General features: G+C 33.8%; 19 protein-coding genes. 12 read left to right on the forward strand and 7 right to left on the reverse strand.

Features of this window, described 5'->3' with window-relative positions; genetic code table 11:
• Window positions 1–96: 96 nt before the first annotated feature.
• From CDV25_RS03890 to CDV25_RS03905, 4 genes are read right to left on the reverse strand one after another with little or no spacing between them, the layout of a single operon-like run.
• The gene (locus CDV25_RS03890) at window positions 97–762 is read right to left on the reverse strand and encodes an amino acid ABC transporter permease (protein WP_034554769.1); all 666 of its coding nucleotides are present in this window, start codon (window positions 760–762) and stop codon (window positions 97–99) included.
• A gap of 15 nt (window positions 763–777) precedes the next feature.
• Window positions 778–1470: an amino acid ABC transporter permease gene (locus tag CDV25_RS03895; RefSeq protein WP_108910858.1), complete on the reverse strand. Its 693-nt coding sequence runs from the start codon at window positions 1468–1470 to the stop codon at window positions 778–780.
• A gap of 25 nt (window positions 1471–1495) precedes the next feature.
• Entirely contained in the window at window positions 1496–2290 is a 795-nt protein-coding gene (locus tag CDV25_RS03900; protein ID WP_108910859.1) for a transporter substrate-binding domain-containing protein, read from the reverse strand.
• A 14-nt stretch (window positions 2291–2304) separates the two neighbouring features.
• Complete coding sequence (locus CDV25_RS03905; protein ID WP_108910860.1) at window positions 2305–3033, reverse strand: amino acid ABC transporter ATP-binding protein; 729 nt, start codon at window positions 3031–3033, stop codon at window positions 2305–2307.
• 243 nt (window positions 3034–3276) lie between these two features.
• Here CDV25_RS03905 and CDV25_RS03910 point away from each other — a divergent pair, with 243 nt between their 5' ends.
• From CDV25_RS03910 to CDV25_RS03940, 8 genes are read left to right on the forward strand one after another with little or no spacing between them, the layout of a single operon-like run.
• Window positions 3277–3948, forward strand: a complete 672-nt coding sequence (locus CDV25_RS03910) for an aspartate/tyrosine/aromatic aminotransferase (RefSeq protein WP_108910861.1) — start codon at window positions 3277–3279, stop codon at window positions 3946–3948.
• Window positions 3945–4121, forward strand: coding sequence for a hypothetical protein (locus CDV25_RS10125; protein ID WP_162550424.1), 177 nt, complete (start codon window positions 3945–3947; stop codon window positions 4119–4121). The genes CDV25_RS03910 and CDV25_RS10125 overlap by 4 nt, the downstream gene beginning before the upstream one ends.
• On the forward strand, window positions 4121–4558 hold the full coding sequence (locus CDV25_RS03915; RefSeq protein WP_162550426.1) for a hypothetical protein: 438 nt from the start codon (window positions 4121–4123) through the stop codon (window positions 4556–4558). Before CDV25_RS10125 ends, CDV25_RS03915 begins: the two co-directional genes overlap by 1 nt.
• Window positions 4555–5511 carry an ABC transporter substrate-binding protein gene (locus tag CDV25_RS03920; RefSeq protein WP_108910863.1) on the forward strand — a complete coding sequence of 319 codons (957 nt, stop codon included), beginning with the start codon at window positions 4555–4557 and terminating at the stop codon, window positions 5509–5511. Before CDV25_RS03915 ends, CDV25_RS03920 begins: the two co-directional genes overlap by 4 nt.
• 17 nt (window positions 5512–5528) lie before the next feature.
• A complete protein-coding gene (locus CDV25_RS03925; RefSeq protein ID WP_108910864.1) occupies window positions 5529–6494 on the forward strand; it encodes an ABC transporter substrate-binding protein in 966 nt (321 codons plus the stop codon).
• A gap of 14 nt (window positions 6495–6508) precedes the next feature.
• Entirely contained in the window at window positions 6509–8593 is a 2085-nt protein-coding gene (locus tag CDV25_RS03930) for a TonB-dependent receptor (protein WP_108910865.1), read from the forward strand.
• Window positions 8593–9576 (forward strand): FecCD family ABC transporter permease, encoded by a 984-nt coding sequence (locus CDV25_RS03935; protein ID WP_108910866.1) that lies wholly within the window; start codon window positions 8593–8595, stop codon window positions 9574–9576. The genes CDV25_RS03930 and CDV25_RS03935 overlap by 1 nt, the downstream gene beginning before the upstream one ends.
• On the forward strand, window positions 9573–10316 hold the full coding sequence (locus CDV25_RS03940) for an ABC transporter ATP-binding protein (RefSeq protein ID WP_108910867.1): 744 nt from the start codon (window positions 9573–9575) through the stop codon (window positions 10314–10316). The genes CDV25_RS03935 and CDV25_RS03940 overlap by 4 nt, the downstream gene beginning before the upstream one ends.
• 16 nt (window positions 10317–10332) lie before the next feature.
• On the opposite strand, the gene der is transcribed toward CDV25_RS03940, so the two are convergent.
• Window positions 10333–11706: a ribosome biogenesis GTPase Der gene (gene der, locus CDV25_RS03945; protein ID WP_108910868.1), complete on the reverse strand. Its 1374-nt coding sequence runs from the start codon at window positions 11704–11706 to the stop codon at window positions 10333–10335.
• A 112-nt stretch (window positions 11707–11818) separates the two neighbouring features.
• Here der and CDV25_RS03950 point away from each other — a divergent pair, with 112 nt between their 5' ends.
• Window positions 11819–12697 (forward strand): DMT family transporter, encoded by an 879-nt coding sequence (locus CDV25_RS03950; RefSeq protein ID WP_108910869.1) that lies wholly within the window; start codon window positions 11819–11821, stop codon window positions 12695–12697.
• 756 nt (window positions 12698–13453) lie between these two features.
• Here CDV25_RS03950 and CDV25_RS03955 read toward each other — a convergent pair.
• Entirely contained in the window at window positions 13454–13861 is a 408-nt protein-coding gene (locus CDV25_RS03955; RefSeq protein ID WP_108910870.1) for a thiamine-phosphate pyrophosphorylase, read from the reverse strand.
• A gap of 3 nt (window positions 13862–13864) precedes the next feature.
• Window positions 13865–14575, reverse strand: coding sequence for a Bax inhibitor-1/YccA family protein (locus CDV25_RS03960; protein ID WP_034553973.1), 711 nt, complete (start codon window positions 14573–14575; stop codon window positions 13865–13867).
• 150 nt (window positions 14576–14725) lie between these two features.
• Here CDV25_RS03960 and gap point away from each other — a divergent pair, with 150 nt between their 5' ends.
• Genes gap through hemH form a run of 3 tightly spaced genes read left to right on the forward strand, consistent with a single transcriptional unit; the run spans window position 14726 to window position 18008 of the window.
• Window positions 14726–15733: a type I glyceraldehyde-3-phosphate dehydrogenase gene (gene gap, locus CDV25_RS03965; protein WP_108910871.1), complete on the forward strand. Its 1008-nt coding sequence runs from the start codon at window positions 14726–14728 to the stop codon at window positions 15731–15733.
• Window positions 15734–17044 carry a M99 family carboxypeptidase catalytic domain-containing protein gene (locus CDV25_RS03970; RefSeq protein WP_108910872.1) on the forward strand — a complete coding sequence of 437 codons (1311 nt, stop codon included), beginning with the start codon at window positions 15734–15736 and terminating at the stop codon, window positions 17042–17044. It begins immediately after the preceding gene.
• Window positions 17034–18008, forward strand: coding sequence for a ferrochelatase (gene hemH, locus CDV25_RS03975; RefSeq protein WP_108910873.1), 975 nt, complete (start codon window positions 17034–17036; stop codon window positions 18006–18008). Before CDV25_RS03970 ends, hemH begins: the two co-directional genes overlap by 11 nt.
• Window positions 18009–18010 lie beyond the last annotated feature (2 nt).

An 18010-nucleotide genomic window follows, 5' to 3' on the forward strand; every position in this document is an offset into this window, starting at 1 on the left:
CTTAGAGGATTTGACTTTTAATAAGGCTTAAGAGTTTAAGAATCCTTAATTCTATTTAGGTGGTATTTAGGGATTTGGGAGCTTAGGATTTTGGTATTAATGTGTTTGAATATTTATATGATTTGCATAAGTTCTAACGATTAAAGAGAGGCAAAAGCAAACGATAAAATATAATCCTGCTACGGTGGCAAATACACTAACAATTTCTTCAAAGCTTGTAGAGCGGGCTAAAATATCTTTGGAGACATTGGTTAATTCTACTACATTTAAGGCAGCAAGAAAAGAAGTATCTTTAATGGTGGTAACACATTGTGAGAGAATTGTAGGGATTACTTTGCGGTAGCATTGTGGAAAGATAATATACCATAAGGTAAAGGGGAAGCTAAAACCTTGTGAAGCAGCTGCTTCAAACTGCCCCTTAGGGATAGAATTTAATCCTCCGCGAATAATCTCTGCCATCACTGAAGAGGTATAAAGGAATAAGCCAATGGTGCCAAGCACTGCATAATTTGCGGGTATCCCAAGCACAACAGGTAAAACAAAACAAGCCGCATACATCCATAAGAGCAAAGGGGTATTCCTAAAAACCTCTATATAAGTCCCTGCTAAATATCCTAAAAACTTACCCGCACCAAATTTGCCATAGTTTCTCATTACTGCAAGGATAGAGCCAAAAATGATAGCCCCACCTGCAGCAAAAAATGCCATAATAAGGGTGAGTTTTAATCCACCTAGTAACGCATAAAAATCAATTATATCCATTAGCCTACCTTTAACTTACCTTACTACTACACTTTTTTTAAGCTTTTCTTCATAAGAGCGTGTAAAAATTGCTAGAGCATAACAGACTACAAAGTAAAATGCTCCTGCAATTATATATGCGGGTGCATAATTAAGACTTGATTGTGCATAAGAGTCGGCATTATACATAATCTCTGCACCTGCGATAATAGCTAATACGGAGGTGTTTTTGATAAGATTGACTGCTTGATTAGTTGCTGGAGGCAAAATTATTTTAATAGTCTGTGGCAAAATAATATAAATCATTTTTTGCGTATAATTAAAACCTTGTGAAGCAGCTGCTTCAAACTGCCCCTTAGGGATAGATTGTATTCCACTTCGTATTACCTCACTCATATAAGCTCCTGTATAAACGCCAATCCCAACTATACCAATAGTGAAAACATCAAGGGTTATACCAATATAGGGAACTTTGGGTAAAACATAATATAAAAAGAATAAATTAATCAATAAGGGCGTATTTTGAAAAAATTCTACATACACTCTAGCCCACCACCTTAATATTGCAAATTTACTTGTTGCCATAAGGGCGTGAAATACCCCCATAATAATGGCAAGGCTTAAGGCTAAAATAGAAATTAAAAGTGTAAGCCCAAAGCCTTCAAAAAATACATTAATGTGGGAGAGGGTATCAACCCATCTCCATAATGCAAAAGGTGAATCACTCATTAGTTCTCCCAAAATCCTATAAGGGTTATTTTAAATTCCACTTTTTTGCAAGTTCGTTAATAGCATCATTATTATCACGCACAAAGTTATTGACATATTCACTCCATTGTGCATCACTTTTGCGTGTTACAATGCCATATTCTTGTGGATTAAGACTATCCTCTAAAATCACATTATTGTTATCTAAATACCCGCGTAAGATGGATTTATCCACAGAAAAGGCATCAATTCTTTTAGAATCTAATGCTGCTTTTAAAGAGGGATAATCGGGTAATTCTTGCACTTTAACTTTCATTCCTATTTCCTCTGCGGCTTCCATAACAGCTTTTTTGGTGGTTGCTGCTTGTGCTACACCAATTATTTTGCCATCTAGGCTTTTAAAATCTATGAAATTATTTTCTTTTAATACCAAAAAGCCAATAGGATCACTATAATAAGAATCTGTAAAATTGTAGGTTTTCTTTCTTTCCTCTGTGATAGTAAAGGTTGCAATTACAGCATCAAGTGTGCCATTATCAAGCAGGGGTCCTCGTGTCTTTGCGGTTACAGGTTCTAGTCTTAATTTGTTTTCATCGCCTAAAATTTCTTTAGCAAGCATTTTTGCCATATCAATTTCAAACCCTTCGATTTGGTTAGTCTTGGGATTAAGCAAACCAAAATTTGGAGCGTCTTTTTTGACACCTACTACAAGCTCTCCACGTTTTTTAATGGTTTCTAAAGTGCTTGTGTTATTGTTTGTGTTGTTGTTACTACACGCAACAAGTAAAAAAGAAAAAGCTACGCTAAGTCCTACCAATACGCTTTTGGTTAATTTTGTCATATAAACTCCTTTAGTTAATGTGTAAGAATCTTGCTTAAAAAGAGTCGTGTTCGCTCATTTTTAGGATTCTCAAAAAAGTTTTTAGGGATATCTTGTTCTACAATTGCCCCATTTTCCATAAATATCACCCTATCGGCTACTTCTTTAGCAAAGCCCATTTCGTGTGTTACTATAACCATTGTTGTGCCTTTTTCATAGGAAATTTTTCGCATTACATCTAGCACTTCTTGCACAGTTTCTGGATCTAGTGCAGAAGTTGGCTCATCAAAAAGGATAATTTTCTTTTGGGTGCAAAGACTTCTTGCGATTGCTACCCTTTGTTGTTGTCCTCCACTAAGTGTAGCTGGATATACATTTGCCTTTTCTTCTAATCCTACTACTTGGAGGTATTTATAGGCAATTTCTTCTGCTTCTTTTTTGTTCTTCTTTTGGATTTTCATAGGTGCAAGCGTGAGATTCTCTAACACACTCATATGGGGATAAAGGTTAAAGTGCTGAAATACCATTGCACAATATTTACGACAAATAGTAAGCTTTGTTTTGTGTGTAAGCTCAATGCCATTAATGATGACTTCCCCTGAACTCACTTCCTCTAAACCATTCATACAACGAATTGTTGTGCTTTTGCCACTTCCACTAGGACCTATAATAACGAGCTTTTCACCTTCATTAACAATTAGATTAATATCTTTTAACACTTGGTGTGTGCCATAAAATTTATTTACATTTTTGAGTTCAATCAAAATAAGCCTTTTTTGTGATTGATACAAATCATTTTATATATGTAGATATTGTAAGAAAATGAAATTTAAAAAAACTTTAATTTATAAAATAAAGTGTTATGACTAAAGTTCTGAGCTTATATGCTATATTTATAATAGAAGGGCATTGTTTATGCGGTATTTGTTTCTAATAAAGTATCCTTTAAGATTATTTAATTATAATAATAGTTATTATATTAAATATAAAATTAAGGATGATTTGGGATGATTGATTATAGTGGCATTGGTTGTAGTATTGATTTTATTAAATCCCAAGGGGGGATTTGTGTATTAGATACACAGCAAGATTCTTCTATGGATTTTGGGTTACACGATAGTATATATCAAGAAGTTTTTAGCTTTGTTAATGGGTATGAGTTTTTTGAGGCTATAAACGCTAAAGAGGAAATTACACAAAAGGTAATTCTTATAACAGGGGGGATTGATCAGATTCTTTTACATTCTCATCAAAAATTTATTGATAGATTTTTAGATAGTGGGGGAATCCTCTTAAGTTTTGCCCCAAATTTTATTGATTGGTTGCCCGGAAATTCCTTGTATATTGCTAGTGAGATTCCTATTAAAGATAGAAAGATTTTGACTTGCGAACATCCTATTACTAAGGGCGTGAAAGATTATGATATTACTTATAGGAGAGGGGTTTGTGGGTTTTTTTCTCGGGGTTATTTCAAGCCCCCTTTAGGGGCTGAAGTGTTTTTAAAGGATAATGCGAATGAATGTGTAGGTTATATTGATTTTTATTCTACTAAGGGTGTTATCCTTAGCACGGCTGGAGCTGATTTATTTGGCTATGGACTTTTTGAGCAAAGCACCGCAAAGAGGCTTGGGTTAAATCTTTTGTTATGGATAGAGCGGGTTTTAAAGGAAAGGGGATGAAAAAAGCAATTATTACAGGTGGTTCTTTTTATCATCAAAACCTTTTTAAGGTTTGTGGGGGAGGTTTGGAGATTTGTTTGCTACAAGGCTTTATTTACCCAATCTTTATAAGGAGGAGTTATGCGATTTTGATTATGTGGTTTTGGCTTCTAGGCTTAATGGGAAGTTTTTAATGCAAAATGCTTCTAAGCTGTTAGATTATATTAATAATGGAGGCAATATGGTTTTATTAGGGGGCGTGGATTGTGATTTTTTGCCTTATCTTGATTTTAAGCCTACTGAAGTGAATTTTTGGTGGTGGTTGAATGAGGGGGCAGATTTACCCCTTTATGCTTTTGATGTCTCGCATAGATTATGGGATTTTTTAAGGATTGATGAATGCAAATGGCATTATCACGGAGTTTTTAAAGACAATGACAAATATGAGAAAATTCTAGTCAATGAAATTGGGGAATCTATTATTTGTAAAAGCCATCATTTTAAGGGGAATTTATATTTAACTTCATTAGATCCTGATTTTCATATAGGACAAGGATTTATGCCTATTACAATTCCTTTCTTTGAAAAATATATGCGGTGGATAGAAACGGATATTTTGGAGGAGAAATGAAACGGCTTTTAATACTTTTTGCTTTGTTAGTTTCGCCCTTATTTGCTGAAGTTAAAGTTGCGGTTTTTGGTGGATTGTGGCCTATGCCTGTGATTTTAAGCTTTTTGACAGAGGCTAAGATTATCTATATCCCTAAAGCTTCTGTTAATGCACTCAAATATTCCATTGTTTCAGAGATAAAGCCAGAGTTTTTGGGTATCCCCTATGGAAGTAATGAGGGTATTGAAGAGCTTTTAGCTCTTGATGCAGATGTTTATATGTGCCATATTGCCGATACTAAGCTTTATACACAGCTACAAAGGGCGGGTAAGGAGGTAAAATCTTTCTCGGTAAATGTAGAGAATTATGATTTGAAAATGACTTTAAAGCAATGGTTAGAGGGGGTTGGTCAATACTTTGATATTGCTAAGAAGCAACAAGCTATTATCGGAGATATTACCCAAGCAGAGGAGTTTATAGCAAGTCGCATAAAAGATTCTAAGGCAAAGGTGATGATTTTACGCTCCCTTGATAATAACCAAATTCTTTTAGGAGGAAGGAGTTATTTGATAGAAAAAAGCGGTGGTAAGAGTGTTTTAAAAGCTCAAAAAGATAGCCTTATTAATCTTGAAAGCCTATATGAGTTAGACCCTGATGTGATTTTTATCACTAATTTTACAGATACAACCCCTAAGGATTTGTTGGATTCTAAGCAATGGCAGGGATTAAAGGCAATTAGGGAGAAAAAAGTTTATAAACTTCCCTTAGCGACTTATCGTCCCTATGCCCCAAGCCTTGATGTTGCACCTACTTTACTTTTTATGGCGAAGAAAACTTATCCGCATTTATTTGAAGATATATCTTTAGGCGATGTTTTTAGTAAGCATTTTGTGAAATTTTATGGCATTAACCTAACGCAAAAGCAAGTGGATTTGATTTTAAACCCTGATTCAAGGGCTGGAATTATTCAATAATCTTTTAAAGGAATAAAATGTTAAAGTTTATTGGTTTTGTTTGTGGAGTATTTTTAGGTGTAAGTCTTGCAGCATCCCCTAAAGTTGCTGTTATAGGTCTTTGGCCACTCCCTTCATTATTGGCATTTTGGACAGATGCGGAGTTGGTTTATATCCCAAGGACTTCTTATAATGTTATGCAACACTCCATTAATGAAAAGTATTTTCCCCAATATAAAGAGGCAAGAATTGGTAATAATGAAAACTTAGAAGCATTATTGGCTTTGGATGTAGATATTTATATTTGCGGGTTTGCAAATCTTAAAATTTGTAGCGGATTAAAGAATGCTGGGGTAAAAGTCATAGAACTTAGCACAAACATAGATAATCATAATTCTAAAAAGACTTTAGAGCATTGGCTTGTAGAATTGCAACCTTATTTTGCCATTGAAGCAAAAAATCAAAAGCTTATTTATTCTATCACCCAGATTGAAAAGCTTATAGAGGAGAAAACAAGAAATATTCCCAAACCTAAGGTTTTGATTATTCACCGCTTTGATAAAGATAATATCACAACGGGGTATTTTTCGCATTATCTCATTCAAAGTAGCGGAGGGGAGAATCCCTTAGGTTATGGGGACTTTAAAAGTATCAGCGTAGAGGAGATTTATAGGCTCGATCCTGATGTGGTGTATATCTCTAACTTTACCCCTTTACAACCTAAGGATTTCCTAGAAAAGAAAGAATATAAGGGATTAAAGGCGGTGAAACAAAATAGGGTGTATAAGCTTCCTTTAGCAACTTATCGTCCCTTTGCACCAAGCCTTGAATTAGGTCCTATTTTGCTATTTTTAGCAAAATATAATCATCCTTATGTGTTTGAGGATTTAGATATAAAAGAGACTTTTAAAAATTATTTTTATGAATTTTATCAGATTGCTTTGGAGGAGAAAGAGTTGGATTTGATTTTAAATCCTAACGCAAAAACTGGAATTCATTATTAATTAAGGGAGAAAAAATGAAAAAATATACGGCGTTATTATTAGGTATGAGTGTTTTAGTGGCTAATGATAAAGTTATTTTAGATAAGGCTAGTGTTTCTGGGGAAAGTATCAATGAGATTGCTTGGGAGCTATTAGAATACCAATCAAAAATGCCTACTAAAAGTGTAAGTTTAATTGGGGAAAAACAACTTTTGCAATCAAGTAGTGGGAGTGGAGGAATTCAGAGTATTTTAGAGAATGTGCCGGGAATTACTTATGCTAGGACAAGCGGTTTGGGTGGAAATATCAATATGAGGGGGCAAAACACTAGAAATTCTCGCTCTATTATCGCTATTGATGGGGTTAGGGTAAGTGGTAGGAGTGAGCTAGAATTTGATATGATTGACCCCTTAGCATTGCAAAGTATTGAGATTATTCGGGGTGCTGCTTCTTCTATGTATGGCTCTAATGCAATGAATGGAGTGATAAATTTTAAGACTAGGCGGTATATGGGGGATGTGAGTGCTCCTTTTAAAATGCAAGCTAAGATTCGTGGGCTAGAATATACAAGTGTTAATAATGGCTTTGGTGGTAGGGCCGAAGTCTTAGGAGGGGGAGATGGTTGGGATATTTTAGTGGGTTTAACCGGGAGAAATGCTAAGGATTTTAGAACACCTAGTGGTGTGGCTAAGGAATCCAAATATCGCTCCTTAGGCACCGATTTTAATGTGGGTTATACCAAAGATGACATTCGCTATTATGTATCGGGCAAATACCATAAACTTAATAATCACGAAGCTAGCGGACTTTTTAGCCGACCGGGAAGTTCTTATGGATTTACAATGTCTGAAGATCCTTTGGTAGAAAGTTATCTAAAAATAGGGATAGAAGCCTATGATTTAAGAAAAGCATTTGCCGATAAACTTGATTGGTATAGCTATTGGAGACGTTACAATACTGATATTTACACTCGCCAACCTAATGGAGAAGACCACCACAGAAAGGTTTATAACAATAACTATATAGGGGGGCGATTAAACTTGGATAAAAAAATTAACACTCATCTTTTGAGTTATGGGATTGATGTTTGGAGCTCTATTAGTCCTACGCCTTTAAAAGATATAACAATACATCCTAATCCTAAAGTTACAACAACTTCAAGACCTACTTATCAAGTAGCCATTGCTCCTTATATAAAAGATGATTATTATATCAATGATAGCTGGATACTCTCGGGTTCTTTGCGTTATGATTATTATAAGATGAAAATAGGCAAAGAGAAATCCACGGTTGAGAAAAATGATAAAACAGGAGAGACTACGAAATTTTTGGATTCTCATAGTAGCGATACTAGCGGTGCATTAACAGGAAGTTTGGGGGCAACTTACTTAATGAGTGATAAGTTTTCCTTGCATACAAATATCTCTCAAAACTTTAAATCTCAAGGCACTTCGGGTATGTTTCCTAATCTAGGGAGTAGTATAAAAACAATTGCGAATTTGGATTTGGGACCAGAATATGGGCAAACCTATGAGATAGGTGGTAAATTCACCGATAAAAACCATTATAGTTCTTTGGTATTTTACCGCACTAATTATAAGGATATGATAGCCAACAAGAGGATTGATGCAACGACTCAACAACTACAAAATATCGGGGAGGCTTATGTTCAAGGCATTGAGTTAGAAAGCACTCATCGCTTTTTAGAGCATTGGAATTTACGAGTTGTTGGGGCTTATACTTATGGGCAAGATAAAACTGCTAATAAGCCTTTAGCTTATATTACTCCCTTTAGCGGAAGTTTAAGTTTGGGGTATGATTTTATTTGGGGGAGTTTGAATTGGGTTCAAAGGGCTTATTTAGGCAAAAATAGGATTGATAATACCCAAGAGAAAAAAACGAAGAGTTATACAATGAGTGATGTTAAGGCGGTGGTGAATCTAGGGTATTTTAAGAAAGATTTAAAAGATATGGAGATGATTGTTGGTGTAGAAAATCTCTTGAATACTAAAGGGAGAAATCCTGCCACACAAGAAAATATCAATTTTAGTAGGGCTTTAACAAATCCTCTCTTAGAGCCTGGAATTAATGCCTTTATGAAGTTTGCGTATAAATACTAATGAAATATTTATTGCTTTTATTTGCTTTAGCGTTGCTTAGTGTTTTGGTTTTAGGCATTGGACGTTACCCTTTAGAATATCATCAGATTTTAGAGGTTTTGCTCTCTCCTTTTTCTACACAAGAATTTGATGAGAGAATGCGTTATATTGTTCTTGAAGTGCGTTTGCCACGCATTATTTTAGCTATTTTTGTGGGGGCATCTTTAGGGATTTGTGGAGCCTCTTTTCAAAGTATTTTTAAAAATCCTCTAGCCTCTCCTGATATTTTAGGTGTAGCGAGTGGAGCGGGATTTGGTGCTGCTTTAGCAATTTTATTGGGGCTAAATATTTATTATTTAACCTTATTTGCCTTTGTGTTTGGGATTTTGACTTTAATTTTAGTGTTGCTTATTGTTAGGGATTGCAATAATAGGATTATGATTATCTTAGGTGGAATTATTATATCCGCTCTTTTTCAAAGCTTTATTTCTTTACTTAAATACATTGCCGACCCGCAAGATGCTTTGCCCGCAATGACTTATTGGTTACTTGGTTCGTTGAATGTGAGCAATTTTCATCAATTACTTTTTTGTTCTCTAGGAATGTTGGTAGGTGGGATCATTATTTTTATGTATCGTTGGAAGCATAATCTTTTAATGCTTGATGAAATGGAGGCAAAAAGCTTGGGGTTAAATATCACAGCTTTAAGGATAGCCTTAATCTTTGCTTCTACACTTATGGTATCTTGTGTCGTGAGTATTTGCGGGATTATTGGTTGGGTTGGTTTAATCATTCCCCATATTGCAAGGATGATTGGGGGAAGCAATATGAACTCTGTTATGCCTCTTAGCCTATTAATTGGTGCTATTTTTATGCTCATTATTGATACTTTAAGCAGAACTTTAAGTGCTGAGGAGATTCCTATTTCTATTTTAAGTGCTGTTGTTGGGGCATTATTTTTTGTTGTTATACTTTATCGTTTTAAAGGAGTAATGAAATTATGAGTTTGTTTCGTGTGGAAAATGGGGCATTTTATCGCCATAAAAAATTGATTTTTGAAAAAATAGATTTTGAAATTAATAGTGGTGAGGTATTGGCCATACTTGGGTGTAATGGGGTAGGGAAAACGACTTTGATTCAATGTTGTATGGGATTTTTGAAATGGCAAAAAGGGAGAAGCTATTTGCAAAATAAAGCTATTGAAAGCATTGCTCCTAAGGAATTATTTTCTAAAATTGCGTATATTCCTCAAGCAAAGAATTTCAATGTTGCTTTATCTGTGTTTGATATGGTGTTATTGGGTTGCAATGCTAAGATAGATTTAATCCCAAAAAAAGAACATTGCTTAAAGGTGGAAAAAATATTGCAAGAAGTGGGAATAATGCACCTAAGCAATAAAACTTGTGATGCCCTAAGTGGGGGAGAATTGCAGATGGTTATTTTCGCTAGAGCTTTAGTTAATGACCCTTTGGTGGTAATTTTGGATGAGCCAGAATCCCATTTGGATTTTCAAAATCAGCATAAGATTTTAGAAATTTTGAAGATTTTAAAAGATAGGGGTAAAGGAATAATTATTAATACCCATTATCCCCAAAACGCACAAATGCTTGCTGATAAAATTCTTATTATGCATAGAAATCAAGAATATCTTTTGGGGGATAATAGACTTTTAAGCAAGAAGCAATTAGCTAGAAGTTTTGAAGTAGAAATTGGATTTTTTGATTATCTTGCAATGTCGGTATGAAAGCTATTTATTCTTGTTAGAAGTCGTTTTTGCCTCTTGTGATGAAAATAATCTTTGTCCCGCTAAAATCAAAATGTTCGCGTAAAAAATTTGCTAGGTAACGTTTGTAACTAAAATGCAGACTTTTGGGTTTATTCATAATAAGTGCAATTTGTGGGGGTTTGTTATCAAATTGTGTGCCATAATAGATTTTAACAACTTTTCCTTTATCGCTAGGGATAGGGTGTTTTATGAGGGCTTGTTGGAGAAGTTCATTAAGTTTAGCGGTAGGGATCCTAAAACTGAAATTTTTATAAACTTTTAAAATCTCCTCCTCTAGTTTTTGGATATGCCTCCCATTTTTAGCTGATATAGTAAGGGTTGGGGCATATTCTAAGAATCTAAAACGCAATTTAAAATCCTGCATAATAGCTTTAAAGTCCTTATAGGCAATATCCCATTTATTCAATACTACAATAGTGGCTAGTTTGTATTTATCAATTAATCCCGCTATTTTTTCATCAAGCTCTACAAAGGGTTTAGAGGCGTCTAAAACCAAGAGTGCAATATCTGTTTTGCTTAAGACTTCTTTGGTGCGAAGCAGGGCAAATCTTTCTAAATCCCCTATCTCTCCTTTGCCAATTTGCCCCCTGCGTCTAATGCCTGCTGTATCTACAAAGCATACTTGGGTGTTACCAATAGTGCTAATCTCATCTACAGGGTCTATAGTTGTCCCTGCAATATTAGAAACTAAAGAGCGTTCCTGCCCTAATAAAGCGTTTAAAAGGGAGCTTTTGCCAACATTTACGCGTCCTATGATACCTATATTAATGTTCTCTTGTGTGTGGGAGTGTTCTAAAAAATCCTCCAAGGATTCCTCCTCCTCATTATGGAATAATGGTGCGATGGGTTGGTCTTTAAAATGCTTTAAAATAGCGTTTTGCAATCCTGCAATCCCTCGATTATGGGTAGTGGAGATGAAAAAATAATTTTTACTCCCAAATTCTGTGAAACTCCATACTTGCTGTTCCTCTTTTTCATTATCGATTTTATTAATGACTAAAAAAATATGCGGGTTTTTTTTCTCTAGGTGGTAAAAAATCTTTTTATCCTCCTCATTGGGGGGCTCTTTGCCATCAAGTAGGTATAAAATCAAATCGGATTCTTCTGCAACTTTGAGGGAATTAGAGGAGATATGTTCAAAAAAGTCGTTTTTTTTATCTAATCCTCCAGTATCAAGGAGTAAAAAATTCATCTCACCAAGCGTGATATGGGCTTTTTTAATATCCCTTGTTGTGCCTGCTATTTTGGAGGTGATAGCAATGCGTAATTGGCATAAGCGATTAAAAAGAGAGCTTTTGCCGGCATTGGGACGCCCTATAATAGCAATAGAGCCATAAATTTTATCCATAATGAAGCCTTTTATAAAAGGGGGATTCTACTAAGAAGTGAGGAATTTTGTCAAATGCTTGTAGATTGAAGCATAAAAATCTTATTATTTTAAAAAAATAAAGAATTAAACGATGAGACAAGAGAGCGAAGCGATTTTATCCATACTTTTTGCTGGTTTTTTATTTACGCTTATGGGAATGTTTGTAAAGGTTTTAACGCCTAATTTACCGGCTATGGAAATAGTTTTTGCAAGGAATTTTTTTGGGCTGATTTGGGTTATGGTGGCTTTATGGTTTAATCCTCCTAAAATGCAACAAGGTGGAAAGCCTTTTGTGCTACTTTTTAGGGGTTTTGCTGGAGGTAGTGCAATGATGGCATATTTTTATAATATGTCGGTAATGCCTTTAGGAACCGCCTTTGCTTTTTCTGCAACTTCACCCATCTTTTTGGCACTTTTGGGAGTGATTTTTACACACCAAAAGGTTTCTTTGAAAGTATGGATAGCTATTTTTATAGGTTTTTTTGGGATTTTATTAATTAGCAATCCAACGAGTATTTCTTTAAGTTTTTCTGGATTGATACTTGGTATTTATAGTGGCTTAGGGGCTGCTTTAGCTTATTTATCAATCGCTAAACTTTCTAAAGCTTATGATACAAGGGTGATTATCGCTTCTTTAATGCTTAGTGGTTCTATTCTTCCGCTTTTTACGCAATTAATACCTTATGAGATATACCCCATTGCTCTTTTTGAGAGATTTGTTATGCCCACTCTTTGGGAGTGGATTCTTATCCTGGGTTTAGGTGTGGTTTCAACTTATGCACAAATTTATCTTACTAAAGCTTATAGTATGGGGAATCCTCCTATTATTGGTGCTATGTCTTATATGACGATTTTTATGGCAACCTTTGCGGGTATTTTATTGGGGGATAAAGTCCCTAATATCTTTGTGGTTATTGGGATGCTTTTAATAGTCTTAGGTGGAAGTTTGGCTGCTTTTGGCAAAAAATAGAGTGGGAAGTATTAATATATCGGGTATTAATCAATGTAGAATCTTTTAGTGCTATCAAATATTATTAATCTTAATTTTTAAAGTCTTAAGATTTCATAGGTAGGGAATAGTGTAGGTGATAATGTGTAGTAATTTAGTGTTGTTTGATAATGTTATATAGAAAGTTTTAATTATTTAATCCCTCATTAGTTATAGTTTATGCTTTATTTAAAGATAATTTAAGACTAAAACTTAAGCGTATAGAGTTGTATAAATATTTATTTAGAAGCTTATAATTAAGAGATTGAAAGTCTTTTTATGTTGAGATTGCCATAGATTATCCTATGTGATTAAGATGTAATTGTTACTCTTGAGGCTTTTAATCTCATTTTTAAGGGTTAGAGATGGATATATTTTGTGAAATTTTTTAGGCAATTAATGTTAATTAAAGCTTAACCTTAAATCCAAACCTATCCTAAGCTTTTTAATTTAAAATCCTTATTTAAGTCTTATTTCTAGTGATTTTTAAAAGATAAAAAAGAATCCTACTCCTACAATCTCAAGAAAAATCAAAGCAATTGCCAATGTAATTTATAGAAAATTTTATAGATTTTGAGTTTTCAAGTAGTGGTATTATCTTTTATGATGAGTCTAAAGCAGAGCTAGAAAAAAGAAGCTTTAAGAAAATAAAATTTTTTATTAAATGATTTAAAATAGGTTCTAGCTTAAAATACCCTAAGATTCTAAACTTGTAATTTTCAATACTTTATTAAAAGGTTATTTAGCGATAGTTGCTATTAAAATTTCTTTTTCTAAGGTATAGAGTTCATAGCGGATATTTTTGAATTTTTGGCTTTTTTCTAAGTCGTAGAGCTTTAATATTTCTTCTAATACGCGTGAAGATTCTTGTGTGCGTTTGAAATTTGCGATCATAATGTCTTGTAGATTGGTGCGTTGCATTTCCTCTTGGGTGGTAAGTTTTAAAATATCATTTTGGGAATCTCTAGCAAGAAGCGGGTTTTCTTTTAAAGAAACTTTGCATTGATGACGCAATTTTTTGAGTTTTAACGCAAGGTTTTTATTATTAAAAACATAACGAAGCATATCTTCTATAACGCGAATCCCCTCGCGTAAGCGATTGAGATTAGCATCAAGGATACGAAATGTTGAATCTTCTAGATTCAAATTTTATTCTCTTGAGTTGAAGATTCCAAGAATTTGTAATAAAGAAACAAAGAGGTTTAAAAAATCTAAATATAAACTAACTGCGGCCATTACAGGGCTATCATAAAGACCTCTTAGAATGTTTTGTGTATCATAGGCTATAAATAAGCTAAAAAGAATTGCTCCAACCCCTGCAATGATAACTTGTAAGATTGGACTACCTAAAAATAAATTAATTAAAGAACCAATTACAACAACAATAAGTGCAATAAAGAGCATTTTCCCCATATTGGCTAAATCTTTGGTAGTGCGGAGTGCAAAAATACTCATTATGCCAAAAATAGCGGTAGTTAATAAAAAAGCTTGAGCAACAATAGAAGCACCACCTGGCATTCCTAGGATTCTACTTAAAATAGGGGTTAATGTTAAGCCTGTAACGAAAGTAAAGCCAAAAAGCATAGCAAGGTTGATACCGGGTTTTGCTTTGGTAAAAAATAATCCAAAAAGTAGTGCAAATTCTAAAATAACAAATCCAATATAGTATTGGGATACAATATTACCAAGACTGCTAATTCCAACATAAGCACCAACTGTTGCAGCTAAAAGGGAAGCGGCAAAAAGCTGATAAGTTTGTTTAACAAAACTAATTAAAGCAACATCGTTTTGTGCAAGATTATTTTCCACATATTGTGAATTATAATCGCTTTTAATAGAATTTCTATTATATAAAGACATTATTCATCCTTAAAATATGGAGTTTAATAAGGTCAATATTGTAGCGTATTTTTTAGTAAAATTCCATAAAGGGGTAAAAGATGTAAGGTTTTGTATGTTAGAATATTTGTTTAATTTGGAATTTGTAGAAATGCTTAAGGGAAAAATCAAATGGGGAAGATAAAAATCTTTATCAATGGATTTGGTAGAATCGGACGCTGTATAGCTCGTGTTGTTTTATGCAATAGCTCTGATAGATTTGAAATAGTTGGCATTAATGATTTAGCAAATTGTGAAGTGTTAAGTTATCTTTTAGAACACGATTCTATCCATAATCAAAGCATAAAAGCTAAACAAACAGAACATAATATCTTTGAATTTAATGGCTATAAAGTCCCCTTTAGCGCAAAGAATAATCCCTCTGAAATTGATATTAAAGGTGCGGATGTTATCCTTGAATGTAGTGGGTTGTTTTTGCAGAGAGATTTTGTGGAATGCTATTTACAAAAAGGGGCTAAGAAAGTTATTTTTTCTGCTCCTGCTAAAGATGATACCCCTACTTTTGTTTTGGGGGTTAATCATCATCTTTATAAAGGAGAATCTATAATCTCTAATGCTAGTTGCACGACTAATGCTTTAGCACCTATTGTAATGCTTCTTGATAGGGAGTTTGGTGTAGAAAAAGGAATTTTAACTACGATTCATAGTTATACTAATGATCAAAACCTCATAGACTGCGTTCATAAGAAAAACGATTTACGACGATCTAGAGCAGCAGCGGTTAATATCATACCTACAACTACAGGAGCTGCTAAGGCATTACATCTAGTTTTGCCACAAATGAGAGGCAAGCTTCACGGGCATAGTGTAAGGGTTCCAATCCCAGATGTTTCGATGATTGATTTAAATATTAATTTGAAAAAAGATACGACTAAAGAAGCGATTAATCAACTTTTTGAAAAGTCTTCTTGCTCTGTTTTAAAGGGTATTTTAGGTGTTGATAAATCTTATGGCGTTTCTCAAGATTTTATTAATAATCCTCTAAGTAGTATCATCGCCAGTGATTTAACTTTTGTATTAGAAGGAAATATGGCAAAGATTATGGCTTGGTATGATAATGAATGGGGTTATTCCAATCGTATCTTAGAGATGGCGGAGTGGATTTTAAAGGATAAATAAATGCGAGTTATTAGTATTTTTTTGTGGGTAATGGTTTTAGGGGGTGTGTTGTTAGCAAAAAACCCTCCTTTTTCGCTCTATACTCTAAATGGCGAAGAAGAAGGGCATACTTTACTTGTAATTGGTGGGATTCACGGCGATGAACCCGGAGGGTATTTTGCTCCAGCGATTTTAGCACAATATTATACGATTAAAAAGGGTAATGTTTGGATTGTGCCTAATCTTAATCCTGATAGCATAATGGCATTTAAACGAGGCATTTATAAAGATATGAATCGTAAATTTGCACATATTAGCCCCAAAGATCCAGACTTTGATAATGTTGTTAGAATTAAAGAGATTATTAAAGATCCTAAAGTGAATTTTGTTGTTAATCTTCACGATGGGCATGGATTTTATAGAGAGAAATGGGAAAATTCTATTTTTAATCCTAAGGCTTGGGGGCAGACTTATGTTATTGATCAAAAAAGTTTAGGTGATGTGCTATTTGGTGATTTGGATAATATTACTAAGCAAATTGAGATGAAGCTTAATCAAAATTTGCATTATGATTTTCATACCTTTGGAGTTCGTAATACACAAACGCGTTTTAATGATGAAGAACAGCAAAATTCTTTAACCTTTTTTGCGGTTACTAATCTAAAACCTGCTATTGCTATTGAAACTAGCAAGAATATTAAAAAGCTAGCTTTAAAGACTTTTTATCAACTAAGCTCTATTGAGGTTTTAATGGATATTATGGGGATTAAATATGAGCGGGGCTTTGAAATGAATTTAGAGGAAGTTGGTAAAAAAATTAAAGAATATGGAAAATTAAGTATTAATGAAAATATTACTTTAGAGCTTGAGAATATTAGAAATGTTATAAATTTTATGCCTTTAAAAAAAGGAGAGAATAACTTTATATTCACTCATCCATTAGGCAAGATTTATCAAAGCAAACAAGGCTATGAAGTTTTTGTTGGGCATCAAAAGCTTACTTTGTTAAAACCTGATTACTTTGCTATGGAATGCGATATTAAAGATATGAATATTTCCTTAGATAAGCAAGCATTACAAGCTGTGAAGTTTGGGGCAATATTAGAAGCTAAAGAGCAGTTTTTAGTAGAAGGTAGAGAGGGAATAAGGGTCAATGTGATTGGTTATGCAAAAAAGGGAGTAGTAAGTGAGGATAATATGGAGATTAAACTTGATTGGATTGATGGCAATTATTCCTTAGATAAGGATAAAAAGATTTTTCGTATTGAAGTTTATAAAGGGAGTAATTTTTGTGGGATGATTAATATAAAAAAGGAAACTAATGCAGCATAAAAAAGCAGTTGTTCTCCTAAATATGGGGGGTCCTAATAATCTTTTAGAAGTCAAAACATTTTTGCAAAATATGTTTAATGACCCCTATATTTTATCGATTAAAAGTAGCTTTTTTCGCAGCCTTCTTGCAAGTTTTATTACGCATAAAAGGCTTGAGGAAGCACAGAGTAATTACCAAGCAATTGGAGGTAAATCTCCTCTTGTAGAGCATACTTTTGCCCTTTGTGAGACTTTAAGCCAACTAGATTCAAGTTATTTTTATACTTATGCTATGCGTTATACCCCACCTTTTGCTAAGGATGTTGTTAAAGAGCTAAAAGCAAAGGCTATAGAGGAGATTATACTTTTTAGCCTCTATCCGCATTTTAGTTATACTACAACGCAGAGTTCTTATGATGATTTTATAAAAGCCTTAAAGGAGCTTGATTATCATCCAAAATTATGTTTTGTGAGGAATTATTATTCCGATAAAATGTATAATCAAGCTGTGATTAATCGTATTTGTCAGGCTTTAGGAGGTGATGATTGCAGAGAGTTTCATTTGATATTTTCCGCACATTCTCTGCCCCAAAGAAATATTGACAAAGGTGATCCTTATCAAAAAGAAATTATTGCTAATGTAGAAACCCTAAAACCTATGTTAGAAACAATGGCGTTACATTTTAAAAGTATTAGCATAGCTTATCAATCTAAAATAGGTCCTATAAAATGGCTAGAACCAAATTTGCAAGATATTCTTAAAAATTATCAAAATGAAAAACTCCTTATTTATCCTATTGCCTTTAGTATTGATAACTCCGAAACAGATTTTGAACTCTCTATCCAATATAAAAGAGAATCTCAAGCCTTGGGTATTAAAGACTATCGTGTAGCAAAATGTCTTAATAGCGGGGAAGATTTTGCAGAAAGTATTTTGGCATTAATCCATTCAGAACTTTGTCAAAGCGTAAAGTTAGCTAGATAAAG

The sequence above is a fragment of the Helicobacter apodemus genome, from assembly GCF_003097575.1.
Lineage (GTDB): Bacteria > Campylobacterota > Campylobacteria > Campylobacterales > Helicobacteraceae > Helicobacter_D > Helicobacter_D apodemus.

Coding starts and splice junctions, on each gene's coding strand:
- CDV25_RS03950 (WP_108910869.1), top strand. CDS start 11,819: ATGAGACAAGAGAGCGAAGCGATTTTATCCATACTTTTTGCTGGTTTT.
- CDV25_RS03890 (WP_034554769.1), bottom strand. CDS start 762: ATGGATATAATTGATTTTTATGCGTTACTAGGTGGATTAAAACTCACC.
- CDV25_RS10125 (WP_162550424.1), top strand. CDS start 3,945: ATGAAAAAAGCAATTATTACAGGTGGTTCTTTTTATCATCAAAACCTT.
- CDV25_RS03960 (WP_034553973.1), bottom strand. CDS start 14,575: ATGTCTTTATATAATAGAAATTCTATTAAAAGCGATTATAATTCACAA.
- der (WP_108910868.1), bottom strand. CDS start 11,706: ATGGATAAAATTTATGGCTCTATTGCTATTATAGGGCGTCCCAATGCC.
- CDV25_RS03940 (WP_108910867.1), top strand. CDS start 9,573: ATGAGTTTGTTTCGTGTGGAAAATGGGGCATTTTATCGCCATAAAAAA.
- CDV25_RS03935 (WP_108910866.1), top strand. CDS start 8,593: ATGAAATATTTATTGCTTTTATTTGCTTTAGCGTTGCTTAGTGTTTTG.
- gap (WP_108910871.1), top strand. CDS start 14,726: ATGGGGAAGATAAAAATCTTTATCAATGGATTTGGTAGAATCGGACGC.
- CDV25_RS03970 (WP_108910872.1), top strand. CDS start 15,734: ATGCGAGTTATTAGTATTTTTTTGTGGGTAATGGTTTTAGGGGGTGTG.
- CDV25_RS03895 (WP_108910858.1), bottom strand. CDS start 1,470: ATGAGTGATTCACCTTTTGCATTATGGAGATGGGTTGATACCCTCTCC.
- hemH (WP_108910873.1), top strand. CDS start 17,034: ATGCAGCATAAAAAAGCAGTTGTTCTCCTAAATATGGGGGGTCCTAAT.
- CDV25_RS03900 (WP_108910859.1), bottom strand. CDS start 2,290: ATGACAAAATTAACCAAAAGCGTATTGGTAGGACTTAGCGTAGCTTTT.
- CDV25_RS03930 (WP_108910865.1), top strand. CDS start 6,509: ATGAAAAAATATACGGCGTTATTATTAGGTATGAGTGTTTTAGTGGCT.
- CDV25_RS03915 (WP_162550426.1), top strand. CDS start 4,121: ATGCAAAATGCTTCTAAGCTGTTAGATTATATTAATAATGGAGGCAAT.
- CDV25_RS03910 (WP_108910861.1), top strand. CDS start 3,277: ATGATTGATTATAGTGGCATTGGTTGTAGTATTGATTTTATTAAATCC.
- CDV25_RS03925 (WP_108910864.1), top strand. CDS start 5,529: ATGTTAAAGTTTATTGGTTTTGTTTGTGGAGTATTTTTAGGTGTAAGT.
- CDV25_RS03920 (WP_108910863.1), top strand. CDS start 4,555: ATGAAACGGCTTTTAATACTTTTTGCTTTGTTAGTTTCGCCCTTATTT.